Source organism: Campylobacter sp. RM9328, assembly GCF_012978615.1.
Genome location: NZ_LIWF01000009.1, coordinates 65,552 through 86,631 on the forward strand (window position 1 = coordinate 65,552; position 21,080 = coordinate 86,631).

Sequence of the window (21,080 nt, forward strand, 5' to 3'; positions counted from 1 at the left end):
CATTTTAACCCAAATTTTTATATTCAAATGTATAATTAAACAAAAATACAACAAAAAGGACACAAATGCTTACTAATCCCGTGGTTCTTAGTATCGTAGTTATGACGATACTTTGTCTGCTTAGATTTAATATATTGCTTTCCATTTTAGTTTCGGCGCTTGTTGCAGGTATCATGTATCAAGACGGCTCATTTCTTGATGCGCTTACGGCTACAACTTCGACGTTAATCACCGGCATGAAAGGGAATTTAGAGACCTCTCTTAGTTATATATTGCTTGGAGCGCTTGCTGCAGCTATCGCTAATACAAATTTAACTGCGATACTAATAAATTCTATAAGTAAAATTTTAAGCGACACCAGGACGTATTTTGCATTAATTATCGCAGGCGTTGCGTGTTTTTCACAAAATTTAATCCCCGTGCATATCGCGTTTATACCTATCTTGATCCCGCCTCTTTTACCGCTCATGAACAAGCTAAAGATAGATCGTCGTGCGGTAGCTGCGGCTTTGACATTTGGTCTAAAAGCGCCTTATGTAAGCCTTAGCGTAGGTTTTGGACTTATTTTTCACGGCATAATCAAAAGAGAGCTTGAAAACAACGGTGTAAAAGTAGAGATGTCTGATATCTCGGGCGTTATGTGGATAGGTGGGGCTTCTATGCTTGTCGGCTTGCTTTTGGCGGTATTTGTTTTTTATAGAGGTAAAAGAGAGTATCAAAATACCGAAGCGACCACGATAGAGATGAAAGAAGCAGAATTTGCAAAAAGCCTAAAAATGACAAAAAAAGAGTGGGCAGTACTTGGCGGTGCGGTAGTTGCCTTTGGAATTCAAATTTTAACCTCAAGCATGCCTCTTGGTGCACTTTTAGGACTTTTGGTAATGATAGTTTTTGGTGGTATAGAGTATAAAAAGATAGATAATATCATGGATAGCGGACTTGCGATGATGGCTTTTATAGCTTTTATCATGCTTGTTGCCGCAGGATTTGGTGCGGTATTAAGAGAGAGCGGCGGTATAGAGCAACTTGTAAGCTTTGCTTCCTCTTTAGCCGGAGGTAAGCTTGGCGGAGCGATCTTAATGCTTGCGATCGGACTGCTTGTAACCATGGGTATAGGAACTAGCTTTGGCACGATACCGATCATTGCAACTATTTATGTGCCACTTGCTTTAAATTTAGGCTTTTCGCCAGCCGCCATAATCCTACTCGTTGGCATAGCGGCGGCTCTTGGAGATGCAGGAAGCCCTGCAAGCGACAGTACCCTGGGACCTACATCAGGACTTAATGCCGATGGGCAACACAACCACATATACGACACATGCGTGCCAACCTTTGTATTTTTTAACATTCCACTTATGATAGGCGGAGTGATCGGCGCTTTGGTATTATAAATTTAACCATTTCAAAAACAAGATCGTTGCAAATTTTTAGCGGCGATCTTGTTTTCTTTTTTATAATCAAATTTCTCATCTTTATTTTTGGAACATCTTTTGCTTATATGAGCAAAGAATTTAAAAATTTAAAGGATAAAGCCATGATGAGATCACTTTGGTCAGGCGTAACAGGTATGCAAGCTCACCAAATTGCTATGGACGTTGAAGGTAACAACATCGCAAACGTCAATACCGTAGGCTATAAATATAACAGAGCAAATTTTTCGGATATGATAAGCCAAACTCCACGTATCGCAACTGCTCCACAAGGAGAGATGGGTGGTCAAAATGCCATGCAAATAGGTCTTGGAACAACGGTTCAATCAACTACAAGAATTTTTAGCCAAGGCACACTTCAATCAACCGACAAAAATACCGACGTAGCACTTCAAGGAGACGGCTTTTTCATTATTAGCCCTGACGGTGGCAAAACAGACTTATATACAAGAAATGGTGACTTTGTAAGAGATAAAGCGGGAAATTTCGTAAACAACAGCGGCTATATCGCACAAGGCTGGACAAGAAATGAAGAAACCGGCTCTATCGATACAACCGGACCTATAAGCAACATCGTGATACGCGAAGGACTAACAACCCCCGCACGTGCTACAACAGTAGTTACAGTAAAAGGTAACCTAGACTCAGGTAACGACATAGGAACTAGAAGTATACCTATCTATTCGCTAGACTCGGTTACAGGATATAGAGACTATGATAACGACGGCATCGGTGATCTATCTGAAGTTCACGTAGAAAACGACGTAAACAGCAACTCTTTTTATACAAACTCAAACAACGAGCAGGTTTTAACTGAGCGCGGCGTCGATCTAGGAGTGCTTTTTGATGAACTAGGAAACGGTATTGCTCTAAGGAATAACCAAGGCATTTGGGTAAGTTACGCAGACGCTAAAGCTACTCCATTTACAGTCGGAGACGGTCCTGGCACAGCCAATGTCGGAGGCATAGCCGCTTCAACGCTTGACATAACATTAAACGGCACAAGGATAACAAGCGCAACAGGCGCTATGACTTCTATCAGTGATGTTGCAGCTAAGATCAACGAGCAGTATAACCTAACTGGTGTTAGAGCTGAAATTTCAGGCGGCAACCAACTAACACTTATAAATAGAAACAACTCAAATACAACAGCAAGCACAAAAAATATACACCTAACCGTAAACGGCGGTAACACAGTAGCAGGACTTGGCGACATAGAGGTTATAACGGCATACCAATACATCTACAATAGCTCTCAAATCACGGCAAACCACCAAGCAGATGACTCTATACCAAGAAGAGTAACTACAACCGAAGACCTAAGAGCCGCTATGCAAAGAGATGCTAGAGAGTTTGTAGACTACAATGGCGACGGTCGCGTAATAGCCGATGCAACCGCCGTAGAACAATATACATTAGCAAACGAAGCTTATGAAAACGGTAACGGTGACTTAGCCACAGCTTCAGCGATACTAGTAGGCAACTACAAAACCGCATACGACACAGCAGTGGCAAACACAACAGGAACAGACGCCCAAAAGCACGCGGCGGGATTAGCGGCACTTGATGCGTTTAACAACCCACAAGAAGTCGCAACAGCAAATAATGCTTACGTAGCCGGCGGTGGCAGTCTAGCCGATGCATCGGCCGCACTTACCGGTCGTTATAAAGTACTTTATGATAATGCCGTAGCTGCTACTTCAGGCACAAACGACGCAAAGCACGCGGCAGGATTAGCGGCACTCAAAGACTTAAACAACGGAGTAAAGATCACGGTAAATGCAGAGGGTCAATTTCAGCTAGAAAACCCAAGCGACGGCCAGCACGATAAAGCCTTATATCTAACAGTAACAGCCCTTACAAAAGAGGCTAGCGCAAATGTTGCCGCAGTAAATGCAAACACAAGACTAACAACTATAATGAGCGCCCTTGAAGGAGCTATGAGCCCAGGACAAGCAGTAAGAACAAGCGGTAAACTTACTATGAGCGCGCATGGCTCTACCATAGAGATACACGACTCGCTAGGTTCTAAACACACCGTAAGTGTAAAATGGGCAAAAACAGGCACTACAAACGACGGTGGAACAGAGTGGAATATGGTTATCCAGGTCCCAGAACCGGCAGAGATAAATTTCTCCGGCACAGGTCCTGCAAACGTTATCACAGGCTCGTTAAGATTTAACCCAGACGGCTCACTAGCGAGCTTTAACCCCGCAAGCTTTACCTTCACGGCAAACAACGGCTCACAAGCAGGACAAAGCGTAAGGCTAAATTTTGGTCTTGGAACCGACTTTAACGGTCTAACAAGCTTTGATAAAGACTCAGGAACAGAGTCTATCTCTCAAGACGGATATGAGGGTGGAACGCTAAAAGATATCAAAATCGACGAATCAGGCACGATAATCGGCGCGTTCACAAACGGGCAAAGCTTTGGCTTGGCTCAACTTGCCGTAGCCACGTTTACAAACAACGAAGGCTTACAAGCAGAGGGCGGAAACGTATTTTCAAGAACGGCAAACTCAGGTGAAGCGGTAGTAGGCGTAGCAGGTTTTGGCAACAGAGGTAGCATAGCGGCTGCTAAACTGGAACAAAGTAACGTCGATCTAAGTCGCGCACTAACACAGCTAATCGTAATCCAACGCGGCTTTCAAGCAAACTCAAAAACAATCACCACAAGCGATGAGATGTTAAATACGCTCTTACAGCTTAAAAATTAAAATTTAAAGCGGGTTTAACGCCCGCTTTTTTGCTTTAAATTTCAAATACTTTCTACTATATTTGGCTTAGAAAATGCAGTGATCGGCTTTATCTCGCCTTTAAATTTTTCAACTTGCACTAAAGTCGTGTGAGAGGTGTTGCTCTGGGATAGTTTTGAACTACCTTTATCGCGGGTTAAGACATTTACACAACCATGTTTACAAAGACTTTCTTCGCCTAAAATTTCTGGATCATACCAAGCTCCCTCGCATATCACACAGACATTTTTAGGGACGGCTTCACTTATAAAAACCCCCACCAAGATCTCCCCTCTGGCGCTAAAAACTCTTACTATATCGCCATTTTGCAGAGCTCTTAAATTTGCATCTTGCGGATTTATCAAGATAGGCTCACGGCATGCAACGCTTGCAAATTCCCCAATCACCGAGTTATTTAACTGCGAGTGAAGACGGTATCTTGAGTGGGCGCTTACTAGATGAAGCGGATATTTTTCCGTTAGCTCTTCATCTCCCAACCACTCAAAAGGCTCGAGCCAAGCAGGATGAGCCGGACAGTCTTCATACCCAAAACCAGCTATAACCTCCGAGTAAAGCTCGATCTTTCCCGACGGAGTGTTAAGGGCAAATTTTTTAGGGTCGGCTCTAAAGTCCGACAGTCTAGTATAAAGCTCGCTATCTTTGTTGTCTTTATCAAATTTAACAAAGCCCTCTTGATAAAATTCGTTAAATTCTGGCATTTCTATATCAAGTTTTTTTGCATCCTCTTTTGCCTCATTATAAATTTCACGCATCCAACCAAGCTCATCTTTACCCTCGCTAAAAGCCTCGCCAAGCCCCCAGCGTTTGCAAATTTGCTCGCATATCCAAAAGTCGCTTTTGCTCTCTCCTGCAGGTGTGGTTATCGGTTTATATGCTAGGATGTATTCGTTTGTATTTGAGCTTTGGTTTATGTCGTTTCTTTCTATCTCAAGGGCTACCGGAAAGACGATGTCGCTTAGTTTTGCAGTGCTAGTCCAGTAAGGTTCTGCAGTTATAACAGTATCAAGCTTATGCCAGTTTCTAATAATATTGTTTACATCCTGATGTCTGGTAAAAAGCGAACCGGAAGCAAAGTAGCCGACCTTTATATTGGGTAAATTTATCTTAATTCCATTATAATCAAGCTCTTTTATTTCGCCTGTAAGAGCCTCTATGAAGCGTGATGACGGTATGGTTATGAGTTTTGCATTTTTATTTGGATTAGAATTTATGCTTTTTAGCTTTGGCGCTATCTTATCCTGCGCCCCGCTTGCACTATATCCTAGGCTAAATTCAAAACCAAGTCCCTCCATGCCGATATACCCAAGCATGGAATTTAGTGCCACAAGTGCCCAAAACACCTGCTCGCCGTGATCAGCTCTTTGAAGAGAACGACCAATTAGGATCGTTGTTTTTTCACGAGAGATTTTTTTAGTAAAATCAATAATATCTTGCGCATCTACACCGCAAATTTTACTAGCCCAAGAGATATCTTTAACCACACCGTCGCTTTGACCTAGCAGATAGGCTTTAAATTTATCAAATCCCACAGTATAGGTTGTGATAAATTTATCATCATATAGATTATTAACAAGTAAATAATGACACATCCCAAGCATTAACGCGACGTCGGTATTTGGGCGCACGATGATATTTTCCGAGTTAAAAAATTTAGCCGTCTCATTTGTCATGACATCGACGCTATAGCATTTGATATTTTTTGTATTTTTAAGTTCTTTCATGCACTCATATCCGTCGTGAGTCGGCGGTGTGCCTGAAATTTGAGATGTTATGATAGGATTTGTTCCCCAAAATACAACATTTTTGGCATTTTTTATGACAGCTTTCCATTTTGTAGGCTTGTCATAAACCGCACTACTTCCAAGCACATGAGGCATGATAACAAGCCCCGCTCCGGTCGAGTAGTCGCCACTTTCTCTTACATATCCGCCAAGTAGACTTAACATCCTATGTGCGACACTTCTACCAAAGCCGATCTTACCGCTACCACCCCACCAGTAGCACTCGCCGTAGATACTTTGTGCGCCGTATTTTTCAAAACTATCTTTTAAGGCTTTTGCTGCAAGATCAAGAGCCTTGTCCCAGCTAACGCGGACAAATTCCTCTTTTCCTCTAAGCTCATTTTTTGACACACCGTTGTTTTGTAGATAGCTCTTTCTAACCATAGGATAAAGCACTCTTGTTTTACTTTGCAAGAGTTCGGGAAGTGCGTAGTTTAGTATATTTGGCGACTTATCACCCTCAAAATCGCTTATGTGCGTAAATTTACCGTCTTTAAAATTCGCCCAAAATATACCGAGTCTATTTGCACCTAAAATTCGTTCACTTTTATACTCTGTATTTAAATTTTGCATAGTGTAGTTTAGTCTTTAAATTTAACAACCCCATTTTTAGGGGTTGTTAAAGGGGTTAAATTTTTGATTTTCTTTTGCGTTCTGTTGGATCAAGATAGCGCTTACGAACGCGGATATTTATAGGAGTTACCTCAACCAACTCATCATCTTCTATCCACTCAAGCGCGCGTTCAAGGCTAAGTTTACGCGGTGGAACAAGCTTGATAGCATCATCACTTCCGCTAGCACGAACGTTTGTTAGGTTTTTGCCTTTTATAGGGTTTACATCAAGATCATTTGGACGGCTATGCTCGCCGATGATCATGCCTGTATAAACCTTTGTTTGCGGGTCGATAAAAAGAACGCCGCGATCTTGTAAGTTAAATAGCGAATAAGCAAGAGCCACGCCGTTTTCCATACTACAAAGTGCGCCGTTTGTGCGGTGTTCAACAGTTCCTGAAAGCGGGCGGAATTCTAAAAAGCTATGGTTCATCACACCTTCGCCCTTAGTATCTGTTAAAAACTGGCTTCTAAAACCGATAAGACCACGAGCCGGGATCTCAAACTCTATCCTAGTTTGCCCATCTCCAGTTGGACTCATTGAGGTCATTTCAGCCTTTCTTTTACCTAGTTTTTCTATAACCGTTCCCGTGCAATCATCAGGCGCATCTATAACAAGCAACTCATAAGGCTCACATTTTACGCCATCAACCTCTTTTACGATAACTTCCGGACGACCAAGTAAGAACTCATATCCCTCGCGACGCATATTTTCAGCAAGGATTGTGATTTGAAGTTCGCCACGACCGCTAACTTTAAATTTGCCCTCGCCTACGTTTTCATACTTCATTGCGATGTTTGTTTTCATCTCGTTTTGCAGACGCTCATCTATCTTGTTTGAAGTTACATGCTTACCCTCCGTTCCGGCTAGCGGACCGTCATTTACACTAAATACAACGCTAAGGGTCGGCTCTTCGATATGCAAAGGATCAAGTGGCATTGGGTTAGCAGGGTCAACTACGCTATCACCGACATCAAGCGCTTCAAAACCTGCTATCGCAACGATATCGCCACTTCCTGCTTCATTTATGTCAGCACGATCAAGCCCCATAAAGCCGATTAGTTTTGAAATTCTACCAGTTGTTTTGCTTCCGTCGGCTTTTGCTAACATTACGTTTTGATTTTTCGAAATTTTACCGTTGAAAATTCTTGCGATGCCTATCTTGCCTACATAGTTATCATAATCAAGCGTGAAAACTTGAAGTTGAAGCGGGTTTGTATCGTTGCCGCTTGGAGCAGGAACGTGAGATAAGATCGTTTCAAAAAGTGGTTCCATGTTTACATTTTCGTCGCTTAAGCTTAGTTTTGCATAGCCGTTTTTAGCAGCTGCATAAACTACGGGAAATTCAAGCTGTTCGTCGTTTGCTTCAAGTGCTACAAAAAGGTCGAAAATTTCATTTATAACACGATCAGGATCGCCTGCCGGTTTGTCTATTTTGTTTACTACAACGATAGGGCGAAGACCTAGTGAAAGGGCCTTTTTAACAACGAATTTTGTTTGAGGCATAACGCCCTCTTGCGCATCGACAAGCAATAAAACGCCATCAACCATCTTAAGCACGCGTTCGACCTCGCCGCCAAAGTCGGCGTGTCCCGGGGTATCGATGATGTTTATCTTAGTGTCTTTGTATTTTATCGCCGTGTTTTTCGAAAGGATCGTGATACCGCGCTCACGCTCGATGTCGTTGCTATCCATAACGCGCTCACCAACGCTTTGGTGGTCGTTAAATGTGCCTGATTGTTTAAGTAGCTCATCTACCATCGTGGTTTTGCCGTGGTCGACGTGAGCGATAACGGCGATATTTCGTATATTTTCCAATGTTTTCTCCATTTCCTAAGCTTGTTAGGTTTGATTTCGCGGTTTTAAAAAGTATAATTCATATTTTAGCGAGGGTCGATTATATCTAAAAAAAGATAAATTTACGTTTTAAATTTTAAATTTCATATTATGATAAGCTGATATTTTTTGATTTTACATTAAGTTTATCTTGGTTATAATGATAAAAATTATTATTTGTATTTTAGGTTATTATCTATGCTAAATACCGAAAATCTTGGCTTTAAAATCAATAACAAGTCCATACTGACCAACTTAAATTTAAAATTTCAAAGTGGTAAAATTTATGGTCTTATCGGACATAATGGCTCTGGGAAAAGCTCACTTATAAAAATCCTAGCAAATCAGCAAAAAGGCTATGAGGGTAAAGTTTGGCTAGACGATAAGAACATAAATGAATATCACTCTAAAGAATTTGCAAAAAAAATCGCCTATCTTCCGCAAACTTTACCAAACACAGCACATCTTAACGGATATGAGCTTGTTAGTATGGGACGATACGCTCATCAAAGCGGTTTTATAAGAGATAAAGAAAAAGACGACAAGATAGTCTTAGAGGCACTAAAAGATACAAACACTCTAAAATTTAAAGACCAAGAGGTTGCCACGCTTTCAGGAGGAGAGAAGTCGCGTCTTTTTTTAGCTATGTTGCTTGCTCAAGAGAGTAAATTTCTGCTACTTGACGAACCTCTAGCTCCGCTTGATATCTCCTATCAAATCGAAGTTATGCAACTCATACAAAAACTAAGTAAAGAGCGAAATTTAGGTATTATAATAGTCATTCACGATATAAATTTAGCCTCTGTTTACTGCGATGATCTAATAGCCTTAAAGGGCGGCACGCTAACTTATAATATAAATGCAAAAAATATAATGAACTGTGCGTATCTTCAAAACATTTATGGAGTAAAGGCAAGCATCATAACTCATCCTGTCAGTAAACAAAACATAGCGGTTTTTTAATGAAATTTCTTGTTTTACTTGCTCTGCTTTTTGGTGTTTTACACGCACAAATAAAAGTCGTGTCCACCGACTGGACGGCAGCTGAAATTTTAAAATTTATCGGCTATGAGCCAAGTGCCGTTGGTGATAAGAACTCTTATAAAATTTGGGTCGGCGAGCCTGATTTGGGTGAAGATGTCGTTGATCTTGGTCTTAGGATGCAGCCAAATATCGAACGCCTTATAAAGTTAGATCCTGATATCGTCATTGTGCCTTCATTTTTTAGCTTTAACATAACCGCACTTGCCAAACATCTTTCAAATACCAAAATAATAGTGATCGACGCTTATAAAAGCGGAAATTTAGAAGAAAATTTAAAAGAGGCAACACTTGAAATTTCAAAACTCGTAAACAAAGAGAACGAAGCAAAAAATTTGTTAGATGGAAATGATAAATTTTTTAACTCCTTAAGTGCAAAAGTAACAAATTTAAAAGACGATACATTTGCAGTTATACAGTTTATAGATAGCAAAAGAGTTCGAATTTACGGCACTAACAGCATTTATGGTATCACGCTATCCAAGCTTGGTCTAAAAAATGCACTCTCAAATGAATTTGAAACAAATTTATGGGGCATAGCAACTATCCCCGTAACCTCGCTGTTTAAACTACCTAAAAATACAAAAGCCGTCATCATAAAACCAAATCCTATAAATTTAAAAGAGCAGATAAAATTTAACTCACTATTTGCCTCTCTTGATATGTTTAAGGACTATGTTGAGCTTGAGCCTGTTTGGGGAGCCGGGGCGTATTTGAGTATGCAAAAATTTGCCAAAGCACTAATCTCTTTACTTGGAGATAAGCAGTGAAAAACCTTAGTATCACTCTTTTTGTCATATTTGCCCTACTTGCAGCCATTGCTGTATTTTTGGAATTTAACGCCCTAAGCGAATACGAAAACAGCATCAAAAATTTAGTCATCTTTAACTACACATTGCCACGTCTTGGCGTAGCCGTGCTAAGCGGTGCATTTTTGGCGCTTGCTAGTGCTTTAATGGCGCAAATAACTAACAACCCACTTGCGAGCGACAGCACGCTTGGAGTTTCAAATGGCGCAGGCTTTATGCTTTTAGTCTTTAGCCTTCTTTTTCCAAATTTAGTATTTGGCGATATAGCAGCGGCATTTTTAGGCTCGGTTTTAGCCCTATCCATACTGTTTTTACTCTCTTTAGGAAGAGGCTTTTCGGTTTTTACAACCACACTTTCAGGACTTATCATCGGGCTATTTTTTAGCTCTCTTAGCACAATTTTAATTATATTTTTTAACGAAGAGAGTGCAAAAGTAGCCATTTGGTTAAGCGGAGACTTAGCTCAAGAAGGGACTAAAAATTTCATTTTTATGCTCGGTTACTTCCTGCCGATTTTTATACTTATACTTATTTTTTCGCGCTCATTTGAGCTTTTTAGCCTAGGAGATAGCACATGCAAGGCTCTTGGCGTAAATGTTACAAAAATGAGAATTCTAGGACTTTTAATCGCCGCATATCTAAGCGCTATCGTCGTAGCTCATGTAGGCATCATAGGTTTTATAGGACTTGGAGCCTGTGCTATCGTGGGTAGATTTAAGATAAACTCCTTTTTGCTAAAACTTTTTTATAGCGGGATTTTAGGAGCTTTGCTTCTTGGTATCACGGACGCATTGCTGCTTATCATCTTAAACCTAACAAGCATAAATTTACCATCCGGTAGCGTTAGTGCGTTTTTGGGAGCGCCTTTGCTTTTATGGATGATATTTTACGGCATAAAAGAGCATGAGAGCATAGCTAAAAGCAGTGAAAGCGGATCTAGCACAAAAGAAGCTAAGTCATATTTTATCTACATTGTATTTGGTATTTTGATGTTTTGTTTTGGCTTTTCGTTATTTTTTAATTTTAGCGGATTTGAGATCTTGTCGGTTAGATTTAGTAGGGTTTTAGCCGCTCTTGCAAGCGGTATAGCTCTTGGAGTTGTTGGTGTTATCCTGCAACGCCTAAGCCAAAACGAGATGGCATCCCCGGAGCTTCTTGGTATAAATTCAGGCGTTAGTCTTGGTGTGCTGGCGGCTATATTTTTCGCTCCGTTTTTAAGCGTGCCTCTTGGCATAGTAGGCGCTTGTGCAGTCTTGGGGATCATGGTGGCTATAAACTACAAAAACGGTATGCTTCCGCAAAAAGTGATCTTAACCGGGATCGCCATCATATCGTTTGTAAGTGCGACTTGGCAAATTTTATTAGCCGTTGGCGACAGCAGAGTTTATAACTTTATAGCGTATGCGAGCGGAAGCACCTACTCGGTTACGTTTTTTCACTCTTTGCTACTTTTTGGCTTTTGCGTGATCACGGTTATTTTTGGAATTTTCTGCTCGCGCGAGATAGAAATTTTAAACCTTGGCGAAGTAAACGCTAGAGCTGTTGGGGTTGATATTTTTAGATATAGGATTATTTTGTTTGGATTTTGTGCGATCATGTCAGCGACAATGGCTTTAAGTATCGGCCCTGTTAGTTTTGTAGGACTTTTGGCTCCACATTTGGCTAGTTTTTTAGGCTTTTTTAAAGTAAGAGCACAAATTTTAGCCGCCTCATTTTTAGGAGGCGTGATAATGCTGTTTGCCGACTTTATCGGTAGAAATTTGATAACGCCTTATGAAATTTCATCAGGCCTGATCGCAACGATCATCGGATCGTTTTATTTTGTAATTGTAATGAGAAAAATCAGATAATTTAAAAGGAGAAAAATGAAAAAATTTGTTTGGCTTTTAAGCCTACCAGCTATAAGCGCCCTAGCGGCGGAAAATGTTGTGCTTAATGAAGTATCCATAGTCGGCTCAGTGGCTAAAGGAAGCGGCAAAGTCGAGTATATGTCGCCTAGCTCAACATCTGTTATAAGCAAAGAACAGATGGAAGAAAAAGGCGCACAAGGACTTGATGAAGCCATAAAGTATGAAAGCGGTGCGGTAGGTCAGCTTTACGGCGCTGACATAGATACAAGTGCAGAGTGGCTTAAAATACGTAGCTTTGACGCGACAATGACGATTGACGGCTCAAGCCCGTATAAGGGCGGGTATTTTGGCTATCAACCGGATCTTTACGGCTATGAAAGCATAGAGATCCTTAAAGGTGCAAATTCTACCGTTTTTGGCTCGTCAAATGCCGGCGGTATTATAAATTTAATCAGCAAACGTCCTACAAATTCACCTTTTGCGGAAGTTGGATTTAAACTTGGTAGCAAAAACCAACGCGGTGTATTTTTTGACGCAAGCGACAACCTTTATACAGATAGAGTTAAATTTCGTTTAGTCGGCGACTATGAAAAGAAAGACGGCGAAATAGACTACGTAACAAACGAACACTACTATATAGCTCCTAGTTTGATGTTCTTGCTTGGTGATGAAACCGTTCTTACGCTACTTACATCATACACAAAAGATAAGGGCACCGGTTCACAACCGTTTTTTTCCGTTAAAGGCACACTCGTAAACGAGGGTTATGGCAAGATAAGCCCTAGCACAAGCTATGGTGCCACAAACGATAGCCTTGAGCGTCATTACTACACGGCAGGATATGAGCTAACTCATAACATTAACGACAGTCTAAATTTTACTTCAAGTTATAAATTTATAGAAGAAGATAAGGATTATTTTGGTGCGTATTACTTTTTTGATAGCGCGCCAGGCGTAGCACAACCATACGGAAGCGTAGCTGATGCGGTTATAAAAACGCATACATTTGATAATCGCTTAGCGTATGACTATAAAAGCGACAATTTTGAAAACAAGGTAATTTTTGGCATAGACTATCGTAAAATGAAAGGTAGCGGTTTTTACGGCGACGGCATGTTAAGCCCATTAAACAAATACAATCCTGCTAGAATTTATCAAGCACGCCCTATAGTGCCGGGCTTTAATCTCAACCAAAGCCAAGTCGGCTTTTATCTACAAAATGAGGCTAAAATTTACAACAACTTGATCCTAACAAGTGCCATCCGTCACGATAAAACAAAGACAACCGTTAATATGAACAACACGGGCTTAAACGGCAAAAAGATCAACCAAACGACATTTTCACTAGGTGCGATGTATGTATTTGAGGAGCTAGGACTTATGCCGTTTGCAAACTATTCTGAGTCATTTACGCCACCAACGGCTACGGATAACTACGGCAACGCTAAGCCTCTTGAAGGTAAACAAGTTGAAGTCGGCGTAAAATATCTGCCAAATTTCATAGATGCGGAAATTACGGCTTCTTACTTTGATGCAAAGCTTGAGAATTCAAATATTGCAGATGGAAGCGCATTTGGTAGACAGGTTGGTAAGCAAATTTCAAGAGGCTTTGAGCTTAGTTCCAATGTAAACCTACTTGAAAATTTAAACTGGCTACTATCATACACTCACTATAACAGCACGAAAACCGACCTTAGCACAACACAAACCATAAGAACGAAAATGATGCCAAAAGACACACTTTCATCTTGGCTAACGTATAAATTTGAACTGGGTCAGCTAGGAACTATCAAGGCAGGAGCCGGTCTACGCTATGTGGGTAGCACGGTAGATAACCAATACTATCCTGACTACAAAGTTCCTTCATACACCTTGCTTGATGCCATGATCAGATACACGTATAAAAAATGGGACTTCGCACTTAACGCGACAAATTTAACGGATAAAGAGTATGTTTCTGCCGTAAACTACTGGGCTTACTACGGAGAAGGACTAAGAGCTACTCTTACGGCTAAATACAAATTCTAATTTTGGAACAAATTTTGCATATCTGCTTTTAGAAATAAACAAAGGCAAGATATGCAAACCCTAAAATCAAGCAACCCCATAGACCTGCTTAACGTTGCACCGACTAAAAAGCAAACCTCTTCTAAAAGTAACAACAAAGAGGATAGCGAGTTCTTATCTATGATACTAAACGCTGCGTCAAACAAAGCTAACAAAGGCGAAAGTATAAACGAAAAAGATGTCAAAGAGATCGTAAAAACAATAGATGACAAGATAAGAATTCAAGAAGAAACACAAGTCGGAGAGCAAAATAAAATTCTAACCGACCTAGCAAACTTAGACGAAACCACCAAAAATGAACTTTATGAAAATGCAAATTTCATGCAGCTTTTGCAAGTTTTAGAAATTTTAAACGGTGGCGAGCAGATAAGCAAATTCCCAAATTTTAGCGATAAAATAGCCGCATTTTTATCAAATAGCGCAAACGTAAAAGAGCTTAGCGAGGCAAAAAGTATCACGGATCTACTTGATCTTGCTAAGAAATTTGACCTTGGACTTGAAAATCTCACTATCACGAACGACGATGTAGAAACATTAAGCGAGATGTTTAAAGGACTAGCCAACAAGGAGTTTTTTAAGCCCGTGTTGCCGCAAGCACAAAACATTTATAGTGGCGAACTTAAAAATCAAGTCGAGCAAACCATCAGCATGAATGAAAGCACAGAGCCTGTTAAGCTAAACGCTCTTTTGCATGAAATTTCAAAAGAGGTAAAACCAAATTTAAAACAGCAAACCCAAACATCACAAACCAAAACGCCAACATTGCAAACATCAGAAAACATGATAGATGAGGCTATAGAAACGACAAATACCGAAGAAGTGGCCATAAAAACAGTTCAAAATTTAAGTGCAAAAAATGAAAAAAATATAAATTTACAGTCACTTTTATACCCTGAAAGGGAGCAAAATTTAGCGCAAGAAAGCATGGCGCAAGGCGAGGAAATTCAAATCCAAGATGAAAATCCCCTAAACTCCATGGTGCGCGACATATCAAGCGCAGCTAGGTCACAGATGCAAGAAAAAGCTCTCGTAAAAGAGACTTTTAGCAACTTTAGCGAAAATTTAAAAGAGCAAATTCAAAACTACAAAGCACCTCTAACAAGGGTAAATATCACGTTAAATCCAATGAATTTAGGCGAAGTCGAGATAACAATGCTTAACCGCGGAAATAACTTGCACATAAATTTCAACTCAAACACGGCTACAATGAATTTGTTTTTACAAAATCAAGCCGAGTTTAAAAACAGCCTTGTAAATATGGGATTTACCGAACTTGAGATGAATTTTAACGACCAAAGCCAAAGACAAGAAAAGGGTCAACAAGCCTACAAAAACCAAAACAAACAAGCACAAGAGAGTGAAGAGATACAAGAAGCGGAACAAAATTTGCTTGAGCTTGTTATACCAAGATATGTTTAAAAATTTAAAAGGATAAAAAATGGCAAGCGTAGCCGACGTTCAAACACAATTTACAGCAGATAAGATACAAGCCAAAAAAGACGCAGCAAAACTTGCAAGCGCAGACGGGACAAATCCCGGTTCACAACTTGACAAAGACGCATTTTTAAAGCTTTTACTAACAGAACTTCAGTATCAAGACCCGACTTCACCTATGGATACGGAAAAAATGCTAACACAAACAAGCCAACTAGCCACGCTAGAAATGCAAGAAAACACAAACTCGACCATGAAAGAACTTGTATCGCAGCTACAAGCCAACTCAAGCATGTATGCCCTATCCGCGCTTGGAAAAATGGCAAACATCGGCACCGATAGAGTAAGCGTAACGGAAGAAACGGTAAATTTAACGATCCCTATCTACTTCCCATCTAATGCCACAGGCGGAACGCTAAGCATAACAGACTCCAACGGCAACGTCGTAAGAACCGAAAGTATCGGGTCGCAAAATGCCGGAACAAATACCTTTAACTGGAATTTGATCACAAACAGCGGAACAAAAGCCGGCACAGGAACATATGCCGTTAAGGTTAATTACACAGATAGCGAAGGCAACGCTAAAACTGCAACATACGGCTCATATCCTGTTGAAGCCGTTAAATTTGTAGATGGTAAAGCCCAGGTAAAAATAGCAGGCGAATACATATCCGCAGATGATGTTTCAGAATATTACGAAGAAGTAAATTTAAACAACAGACAAACTAATACATCATCAAGCTCAACAAACAACCAAACACCTAAACAAAGTGTCGCAGAAAGTGCACTAGCTACAGAAAGTGCATTAGCCGATGAGGCAGAAGCAGAATACAATGCACTACTAAACAGAGGATAAAACCATGATGAGAGGACTTTATAACGGTGTTTCCGGGATAAAAACCCAGAGCTTTGGCATGGATGTTTGGGCAAATAACATCTCAAACATCAATAACGTCGGTTTTAAAGCCTCTACTCCGGAATACAAAAGCATACTTTATCAAATAATGTATTCTGCCGGCAACAAGCCAACAACCGATCAAGTAGGACTAGGTGCCGTAAAACAAGCAACTGCACTTGACATGAGCAACGGATCTTATCAAAATACCGATAACAATTTCGATGTTGCCATACAAGGCGATGGATTTTTTGGAGTTTTAGATAGATACGGCAAAACATACTACACAAGAGCGGGAAATTTCGACATAGATGCGGCTGGAAATTTAGTCGATACTTTTGGAAATTTTGTCCTAGGCACGATAAATGAATTATCAGCCGTAACTCCAAGCCAAAGTGCGCTAAACACCTTTAGCGGATCCGGACAAAGTGCTCAAAATGCCTATACGATATCTAAGATAGATAGCTTAAATTTAGGCTCTGAAAGTGCACAGTCGGCCATAAAGCTACCAAGCTTTTTATACCTTGCTTCCGAGCCGACAACACTTGTAAATTTTAGAGGCAACTTAGACTCCACAGTAAAAACACAGATAGAAAAAAGCGAACTTAGCAAAGACACATACACGCAAAGTGTAGACGAAGATGTAAAAACCATAAGCATAAGTGGCGCACTTGAGCTTAGCAACTCCCGCACCGGATATAAGAAAAACGATAGCGTCACGGTAAAGATTGCCGATGCGAGCGGTAAATTTAGTGAATTTACAACTCAACTTGACAAAAACGGCAAATGGAGCTTAGAAAATCAAGATATAAAATACCTAGACCTTGATACGATAAGCACCGAAGTTAGTATATTTTCGAGCAAAGAGGTTGCCAACACTCAACAATTTAGCACGCAAGCTTACGGTGAAAACGGAGCGATAAATTTAATAACCATAAATTTAGAAAAACAAGTCCCTCAAGCAAGTAACCAAACCCTCTGGAACGCGACCGCAACGATGACTGATAAAAACGGCAATGTCTTAAATTCATCACAAGGCATAATGACCTTTGGTCCGCAAGGAACACTAGTCTCAAACACACTAACAAGTGTGGGCGGCGTTAAGTTAAATTTTCTAGGCTCTGGCGATCCTAGCGTCTATGACGGTCTTATAAGTACCGCAAACAGCGACAAAAACATAAGCATAACTAAAAACGGGTATGAAGAGGGCGTTTTAAAACGCTATCAGATGAATGACAACGGCGATATACTGGCTATCTTTGACAACACAAGGATGTTTCCTGTGGCAAAACTAGCGCTTTACCACTTCCAAAATGACCAAGGACTAGCCAAAATGGGAGATAACATCTACTCTGCAACAGCAAATTCCGGAGAGGCATTTTTTTACAAAGACAAAGCGGGAGATGTTATATACGGTTCAAGGATATCATCAAATATGCTTGAAATGAGCAACGTCGATCTTGGCTCTGCACTAACGGAAATAATCGTAACGCAAAAGGCTTACGACGCTAGCTCAAAAAGTATCACAACAAGCGATGAGATGCTTCAAACCGCTATCCAAATGAAAAGCTAAAATTTGATTGATTAAAATATCAATCAAATTTAACCTCATACCATAAACATAACTTTTGCGAGTATGACTATGACAAATCCAAAAACAAAAGCGATATTATGTAAATTTTCACGTAAAAATTTAGGCGGCTGCTTGCCAAGTGCGCGGTGAGTTAAATTTATCACGACTCCCGCACCTATAACAAATGCTAAAATAACCTTTATCATAAAAATTTGCTGAAGAGGCGTTTGAAAATACCCTCCGGCTTTTGAGCCAACCCATGTACTCATCATCATACCACCGGTTAAAAACAGTAGCAAAAGACACAATGGCATGATCTTGATAGCTTTTTTGGAAATAGCACTTTTAACTCTATCAAATTCATCACCCAAAATACCCTTTAAACGCGAAAATATAATAACATCAAAGAAGATGTAACCTAGAAAAATTATCGCACATATAACGTGCAAAAGCTGGACATACGGATATATGGCTTGCATTTAGTTCCTTATCGGTTTTTGATTATTGTAGAGTATTTTTATCTGATTTGCAATGATATTGCTCAAGTGTTGTTTTGGGAGTAAATTTTAACCTCGTTGATTAAAAATTCATAAACACGTTGTTGGATTAAAATTTCGTCCTCATGACCATTCATCAAGCGACGAAGATGAGCAAAATCAATCTTACTAGCATACCTTCGATGCTTTTTCATGTCTTTATCTATGCTAAGCAAGAGAGCATCAAGAGTTAAATGATCTTTTCTTTTTACCTTTGAGATGTATTCTTGTGTGGTTTGGAGCAAAAATGCCTTTCGACTCTCATCGTTTTCGTAAATTTCAGTTGCTATCTTACGTAAAATTTCAAAATCACTCTCATCTGGCTCAAATTTAGCTGACAATATCGCCGCAAAAACTTTCGCGCGAAACTCAAGCGACTTATGATGGTAGACTAAAAACTGCCTAAATGCTGATAAAAAGTGTAGTTTAAATTTAAAAGCCATTTTGTGAAATCTTTATTTTAATATCGTTTTATTATACTCAATAAAAATAAAATCTAGCTACTGTTTTTACTTTGACACTATTAAAAATGGAAATTTGAGTGGCGCAGCGGACGGGGCTCGAACCCGCGACCTCCGCCGTGACAGGGCGGCATTCTAACCAACTGAACTACCGCTGCACCTAAAGAATTAATGGTGGTCGCTATAAGACTCGAACTTATGACATCCACCTTGTAAGGGTGGCGCTCTACCAACTGAGCTAAGCGACCAATGAATTTATAAATGGCGACCCTTAGAGGATTTGAACCTCTGTTTCTACATAGAGAAAGTAGAGTCCTGAGCCACTAGACGAAAGGGTCATGAACCCGAAAAAGTGGTGTCCTGTGTTGGATTCGAACCAACGGCCCCCTCATTAAAAGTGAGATGCTCTACCGGCTGAGCTAACAAGACATTTTTGAAAAACGAAATCTGATTATACTAAAAACGCTATCTTTTGTCAAGAGAAAATTTAAAATAATGTGTAATTTAGAAATTTTATTACAAATTTTTGGAAAAAATATATACTATTTTGCTAATAACATGCTATTATTAAGACTTAAAAAAAATTTAATATAAATTTTATACTCATTGTGTATTTTGAGTTAAATTTTAAAGGTAATTCTATGAGCAAAAAGAAAATTTCTACCCTAGGCTCAAAGCTTGGAGCTTTAGGTCCTGGCATACTTATGGCTTCGGCCGCGGTAGGCGGATCGCACATCATCGCATCCACACAAGCAGGTGCGATATATGGCTGGCAGCTAGCTATCATTATCATACTAGCAAACCTTTTTAAATACCCATTTTTTAGATTTGGCACACAATACACCCTTGATAACGGGCACAGCCTACTTACGGGTTACTACGAAAAAGGACGCTTTTATATCAGTATATTTTTAGTGCTTAGCCTCTTTGCAGCTGTTGTGAATACCGCAGCTGTTAGCATGATAACAGCGGCGATTTTAAGCTTTATATTGCCGTTTAAAGCAAGCACGACAATGCTAAGCGTGGTTGTATTATCAGCTAGCATGGCCATCATTTTACTAGGTAGATATAGCGTGCTTGATACGGTTTCAAAACTTATCATGATAACGCTTACTGCAACTACGGTTTGGGCGGTTTTGATCGCATTTTCTAGGACGGGATTTGACGGAGTTATGACACCTGACTTTATAGAGCCTTCGCCTTGGCAGCTTGGAGCACTTGGATTTATCATCGCTCTTATGGGCTGGATGCCTGCGCCAATTGAGATCTCAGCACTTAATTCAATGTGGGTAATAGCAAAGAAAAAGATAAAAAGAGTATCTTACGAAGATGGCTTGCTTGACTTTAACGTAGGCTATGTGGGAACAGCTATCTTGGCACTTGTGTTTTTAGCTCTTGGTGCGCTTGTGCAGTATGGCTCAGGAGTAGAGGTCGAGACTAGAGGTGTGGCATATATAAATCAATTTATAAATATGTATGCTGCGACTATCGGCGAATGGGCTAGAGGGCTTATCGCATTTATAGCATTTATGTGTATGTTTGGCACTACCATCACGGTTGTAGATGGGTATTCTAGGGTAAACTGTGAAAGCATCAGGCTAGTTTTAGGCAAGGATCAAACAAAGCTTGTTTATTTTAACTTGTGCGTTATCATAACAAGCGTCATAGGCTTTTTTATCATTTCGATGTTTAACAACGCCCTTGGGCCGATGGTTAGATTTGCAATGATAGCTTCGTTTGTTACTACGCCGATATTTGCGTGGCTAAATTTAAGCCTTGTCTTAAGCAAAGGACAACATAAAGTAAAGGGCTTTTTATACTATCTATCAATCACAGGACTTGCATATCTTAGCATATTTGCATTATTCTTTATAGCTTACGAGCTTGGACTGTTTAAATAATCTTGGACTTCAATAGTCCAAGATTGATAGATGTATTTTAAAAATTTTAAATATCTAACTTGAGTACGAATTAATGTGAATTTGCCGGCTTTTTGAC

The 21,080-nt window shown here is 40.0% G+C and carries 13 protein-coding genes, 4 tRNA genes and 1 pseudogene; 10 read left to right on the forward strand and 8 right to left on the reverse strand.

Going from position 1 to position 21,080, the window contains the following annotated elements; translation table 11 throughout:
• Window positions 1-65: 65 nt before the first annotated feature.
• Complete coding sequence (locus tag CCAL9328_RS07290; RefSeq protein ID WP_170000368.1) at window positions 66-1,391, forward strand: Na+/H+ antiporter NhaC family protein; 1,326 nt, start codon at window positions 66-68, stop codon at window positions 1,389-1,391.
• 143 nt (window positions 1,392-1,534) lie between these two features.
• The gene (gene flgE / locus CCAL9328_RS07295) at window positions 1,535-4,147 is read left to right on the forward strand and encodes a flagellar hook protein FlgE (protein WP_170000369.1); all 2,613 of its coding nucleotides are present in this window, start codon (window positions 1,535-1,537) and stop codon (window positions 4,145-4,147) included.
• A 41-nt stretch (window positions 4,148-4,188) separates the two neighbouring features.
• Here flgE and CCAL9328_RS07300 read toward each other — a convergent pair whose 3' ends face one another.
• Window positions 4,189-6,540, reverse strand: coding sequence for a molybdopterin-dependent oxidoreductase (locus tag CCAL9328_RS07300; RefSeq protein WP_170000370.1), 2,352 nt, complete (start codon window positions 6,538-6,540; stop codon window positions 4,189-4,191).
• Between the two features lie 55 nt (window positions 6,541-6,595).
• Window positions 6,596-8,398 (reverse strand): translational GTPase TypA, encoded by a 1,803-nt coding sequence (gene typA / locus CCAL9328_RS07305; protein ID WP_169938555.1) that lies wholly within the window; start codon window positions 8,396-8,398, stop codon window positions 6,596-6,598.
• A gap of 216 nt (window positions 8,399-8,614) precedes the next feature.
• Here typA and CCAL9328_RS07310 point away from each other — a divergent pair.
• From CCAL9328_RS07310 to CCAL9328_RS07340, 7 genes and pseudogenes are all read left to right on the forward strand, one after another.
• Window positions 8,615-9,121 (forward strand): annotated as a pseudogene (locus tag CCAL9328_RS07310) (ABC transporter ATP-binding protein); the annotation flags it as partial.
• Window positions 9,122-9,378: 257 nt separating this feature from the next.
• Window positions 9,379-10,227 carry an ABC transporter substrate-binding protein gene (locus CCAL9328_RS07315; RefSeq protein ID WP_170000371.1) on the forward strand — a complete coding sequence of 283 codons (849 nt, stop codon included), beginning with the start codon at window positions 9,379-9,381 and terminating at the stop codon, window positions 10,225-10,227.
• Complete coding sequence (locus tag CCAL9328_RS11300; RefSeq protein ID WP_170000372.1) at window positions 10,224-12,116, forward strand: iron chelate uptake ABC transporter family permease subunit; 1,893 nt, start codon at window positions 10,224-10,226, stop codon at window positions 12,114-12,116. The genes CCAL9328_RS07315 and CCAL9328_RS11300 overlap by 4 nt, the downstream gene beginning before the upstream one ends.
• Before the next feature lie 15 nt (window positions 12,117-12,131).
• Entirely contained in the window at window positions 12,132-14,144 is a 2,013-nt protein-coding gene (locus CCAL9328_RS07325) for a TonB-dependent siderophore receptor (RefSeq protein WP_170000373.1), read from the forward strand.
• A 51-nt stretch (window positions 14,145-14,195) separates the two neighbouring features.
• The gene (fliK, locus tag CCAL9328_RS07330; RefSeq protein WP_169972454.1) at window positions 14,196-15,602 is read left to right on the forward strand and encodes a flagellar hook-length control protein FliK; all 1,407 of its coding nucleotides are present in this window, start codon (window positions 14,196-14,198) and stop codon (window positions 15,600-15,602) included.
• Window positions 15,603-15,621: 19 nt separating this feature from the next.
• A complete protein-coding gene (locus CCAL9328_RS07335) occupies window positions 15,622-16,473 on the forward strand; it encodes a flagellar basal body rod modification protein (RefSeq protein WP_170000374.1) in 852 nt (283 codons plus the stop codon).
• 4 nt (window positions 16,474-16,477) lie between these two features.
• Window positions 16,478-18,085, forward strand: a complete 1,608-nt coding sequence (locus CCAL9328_RS07340) for a flagellar hook protein FlgE (RefSeq protein ID WP_170000375.1) — start codon at window positions 16,478-16,480, stop codon at window positions 18,083-18,085.
• 35 nt (window positions 18,086-18,120) lie between these two features.
• On the opposite strand, the gene CCAL9328_RS07345 is transcribed toward CCAL9328_RS07340, so the two are convergent.
• The 6 genes from CCAL9328_RS07345 to CCAL9328_RS07370 all read right to left on the reverse strand — a co-directional run bounded on the left by CCAL9328_RS07345 (window position 18,121) and on the right by CCAL9328_RS07370 (window position 19,511).
• A complete protein-coding gene (locus CCAL9328_RS07345) occupies window positions 18,121-18,564 on the reverse strand; it encodes a copper resistance protein CopD (protein WP_169972457.1) in 444 nt (147 codons plus the stop codon).
• A gap of 62 nt (window positions 18,565-18,626) precedes the next feature.
• Entirely contained in the window at window positions 18,627-19,064 is a 438-nt protein-coding gene (locus CCAL9328_RS07350) for a hypothetical protein (RefSeq protein WP_169938538.1), read from the reverse strand.
• Window positions 19,065-19,163: 99 nt separating this feature from the next.
• A tRNA-Asp gene (locus CCAL9328_RS07355) sits at window positions 19,164-19,240 on the reverse strand.
• A 14-nt stretch (window positions 19,241-19,254) separates the two neighbouring features.
• A tRNA-Val gene (locus CCAL9328_RS07360) sits at window positions 19,255-19,330 on the reverse strand.
• Between the two features lie 14 nt (window positions 19,331-19,344).
• Window positions 19,345-19,420 (reverse strand) — tRNA-Glu (locus tag CCAL9328_RS07365).
• A 15-nt stretch (window positions 19,421-19,435) separates the two neighbouring features.
• A tRNA-Lys gene (locus tag CCAL9328_RS07370) sits at window positions 19,436-19,511 on the reverse strand.
• Window positions 19,512-19,723: 212 nt separating this feature from the next.
• Between CCAL9328_RS07370 and CCAL9328_RS07375 the strand changes: the two genes are divergently transcribed.
• A complete protein-coding gene (locus CCAL9328_RS07375) occupies window positions 19,724-20,983 on the forward strand; it encodes an NRAMP family divalent metal transporter (protein WP_170000376.1) in 1,260 nt (419 codons plus the stop codon).
• The last annotated feature ends 97 nt before the right edge of the window (window positions 20,984-21,080 follow it).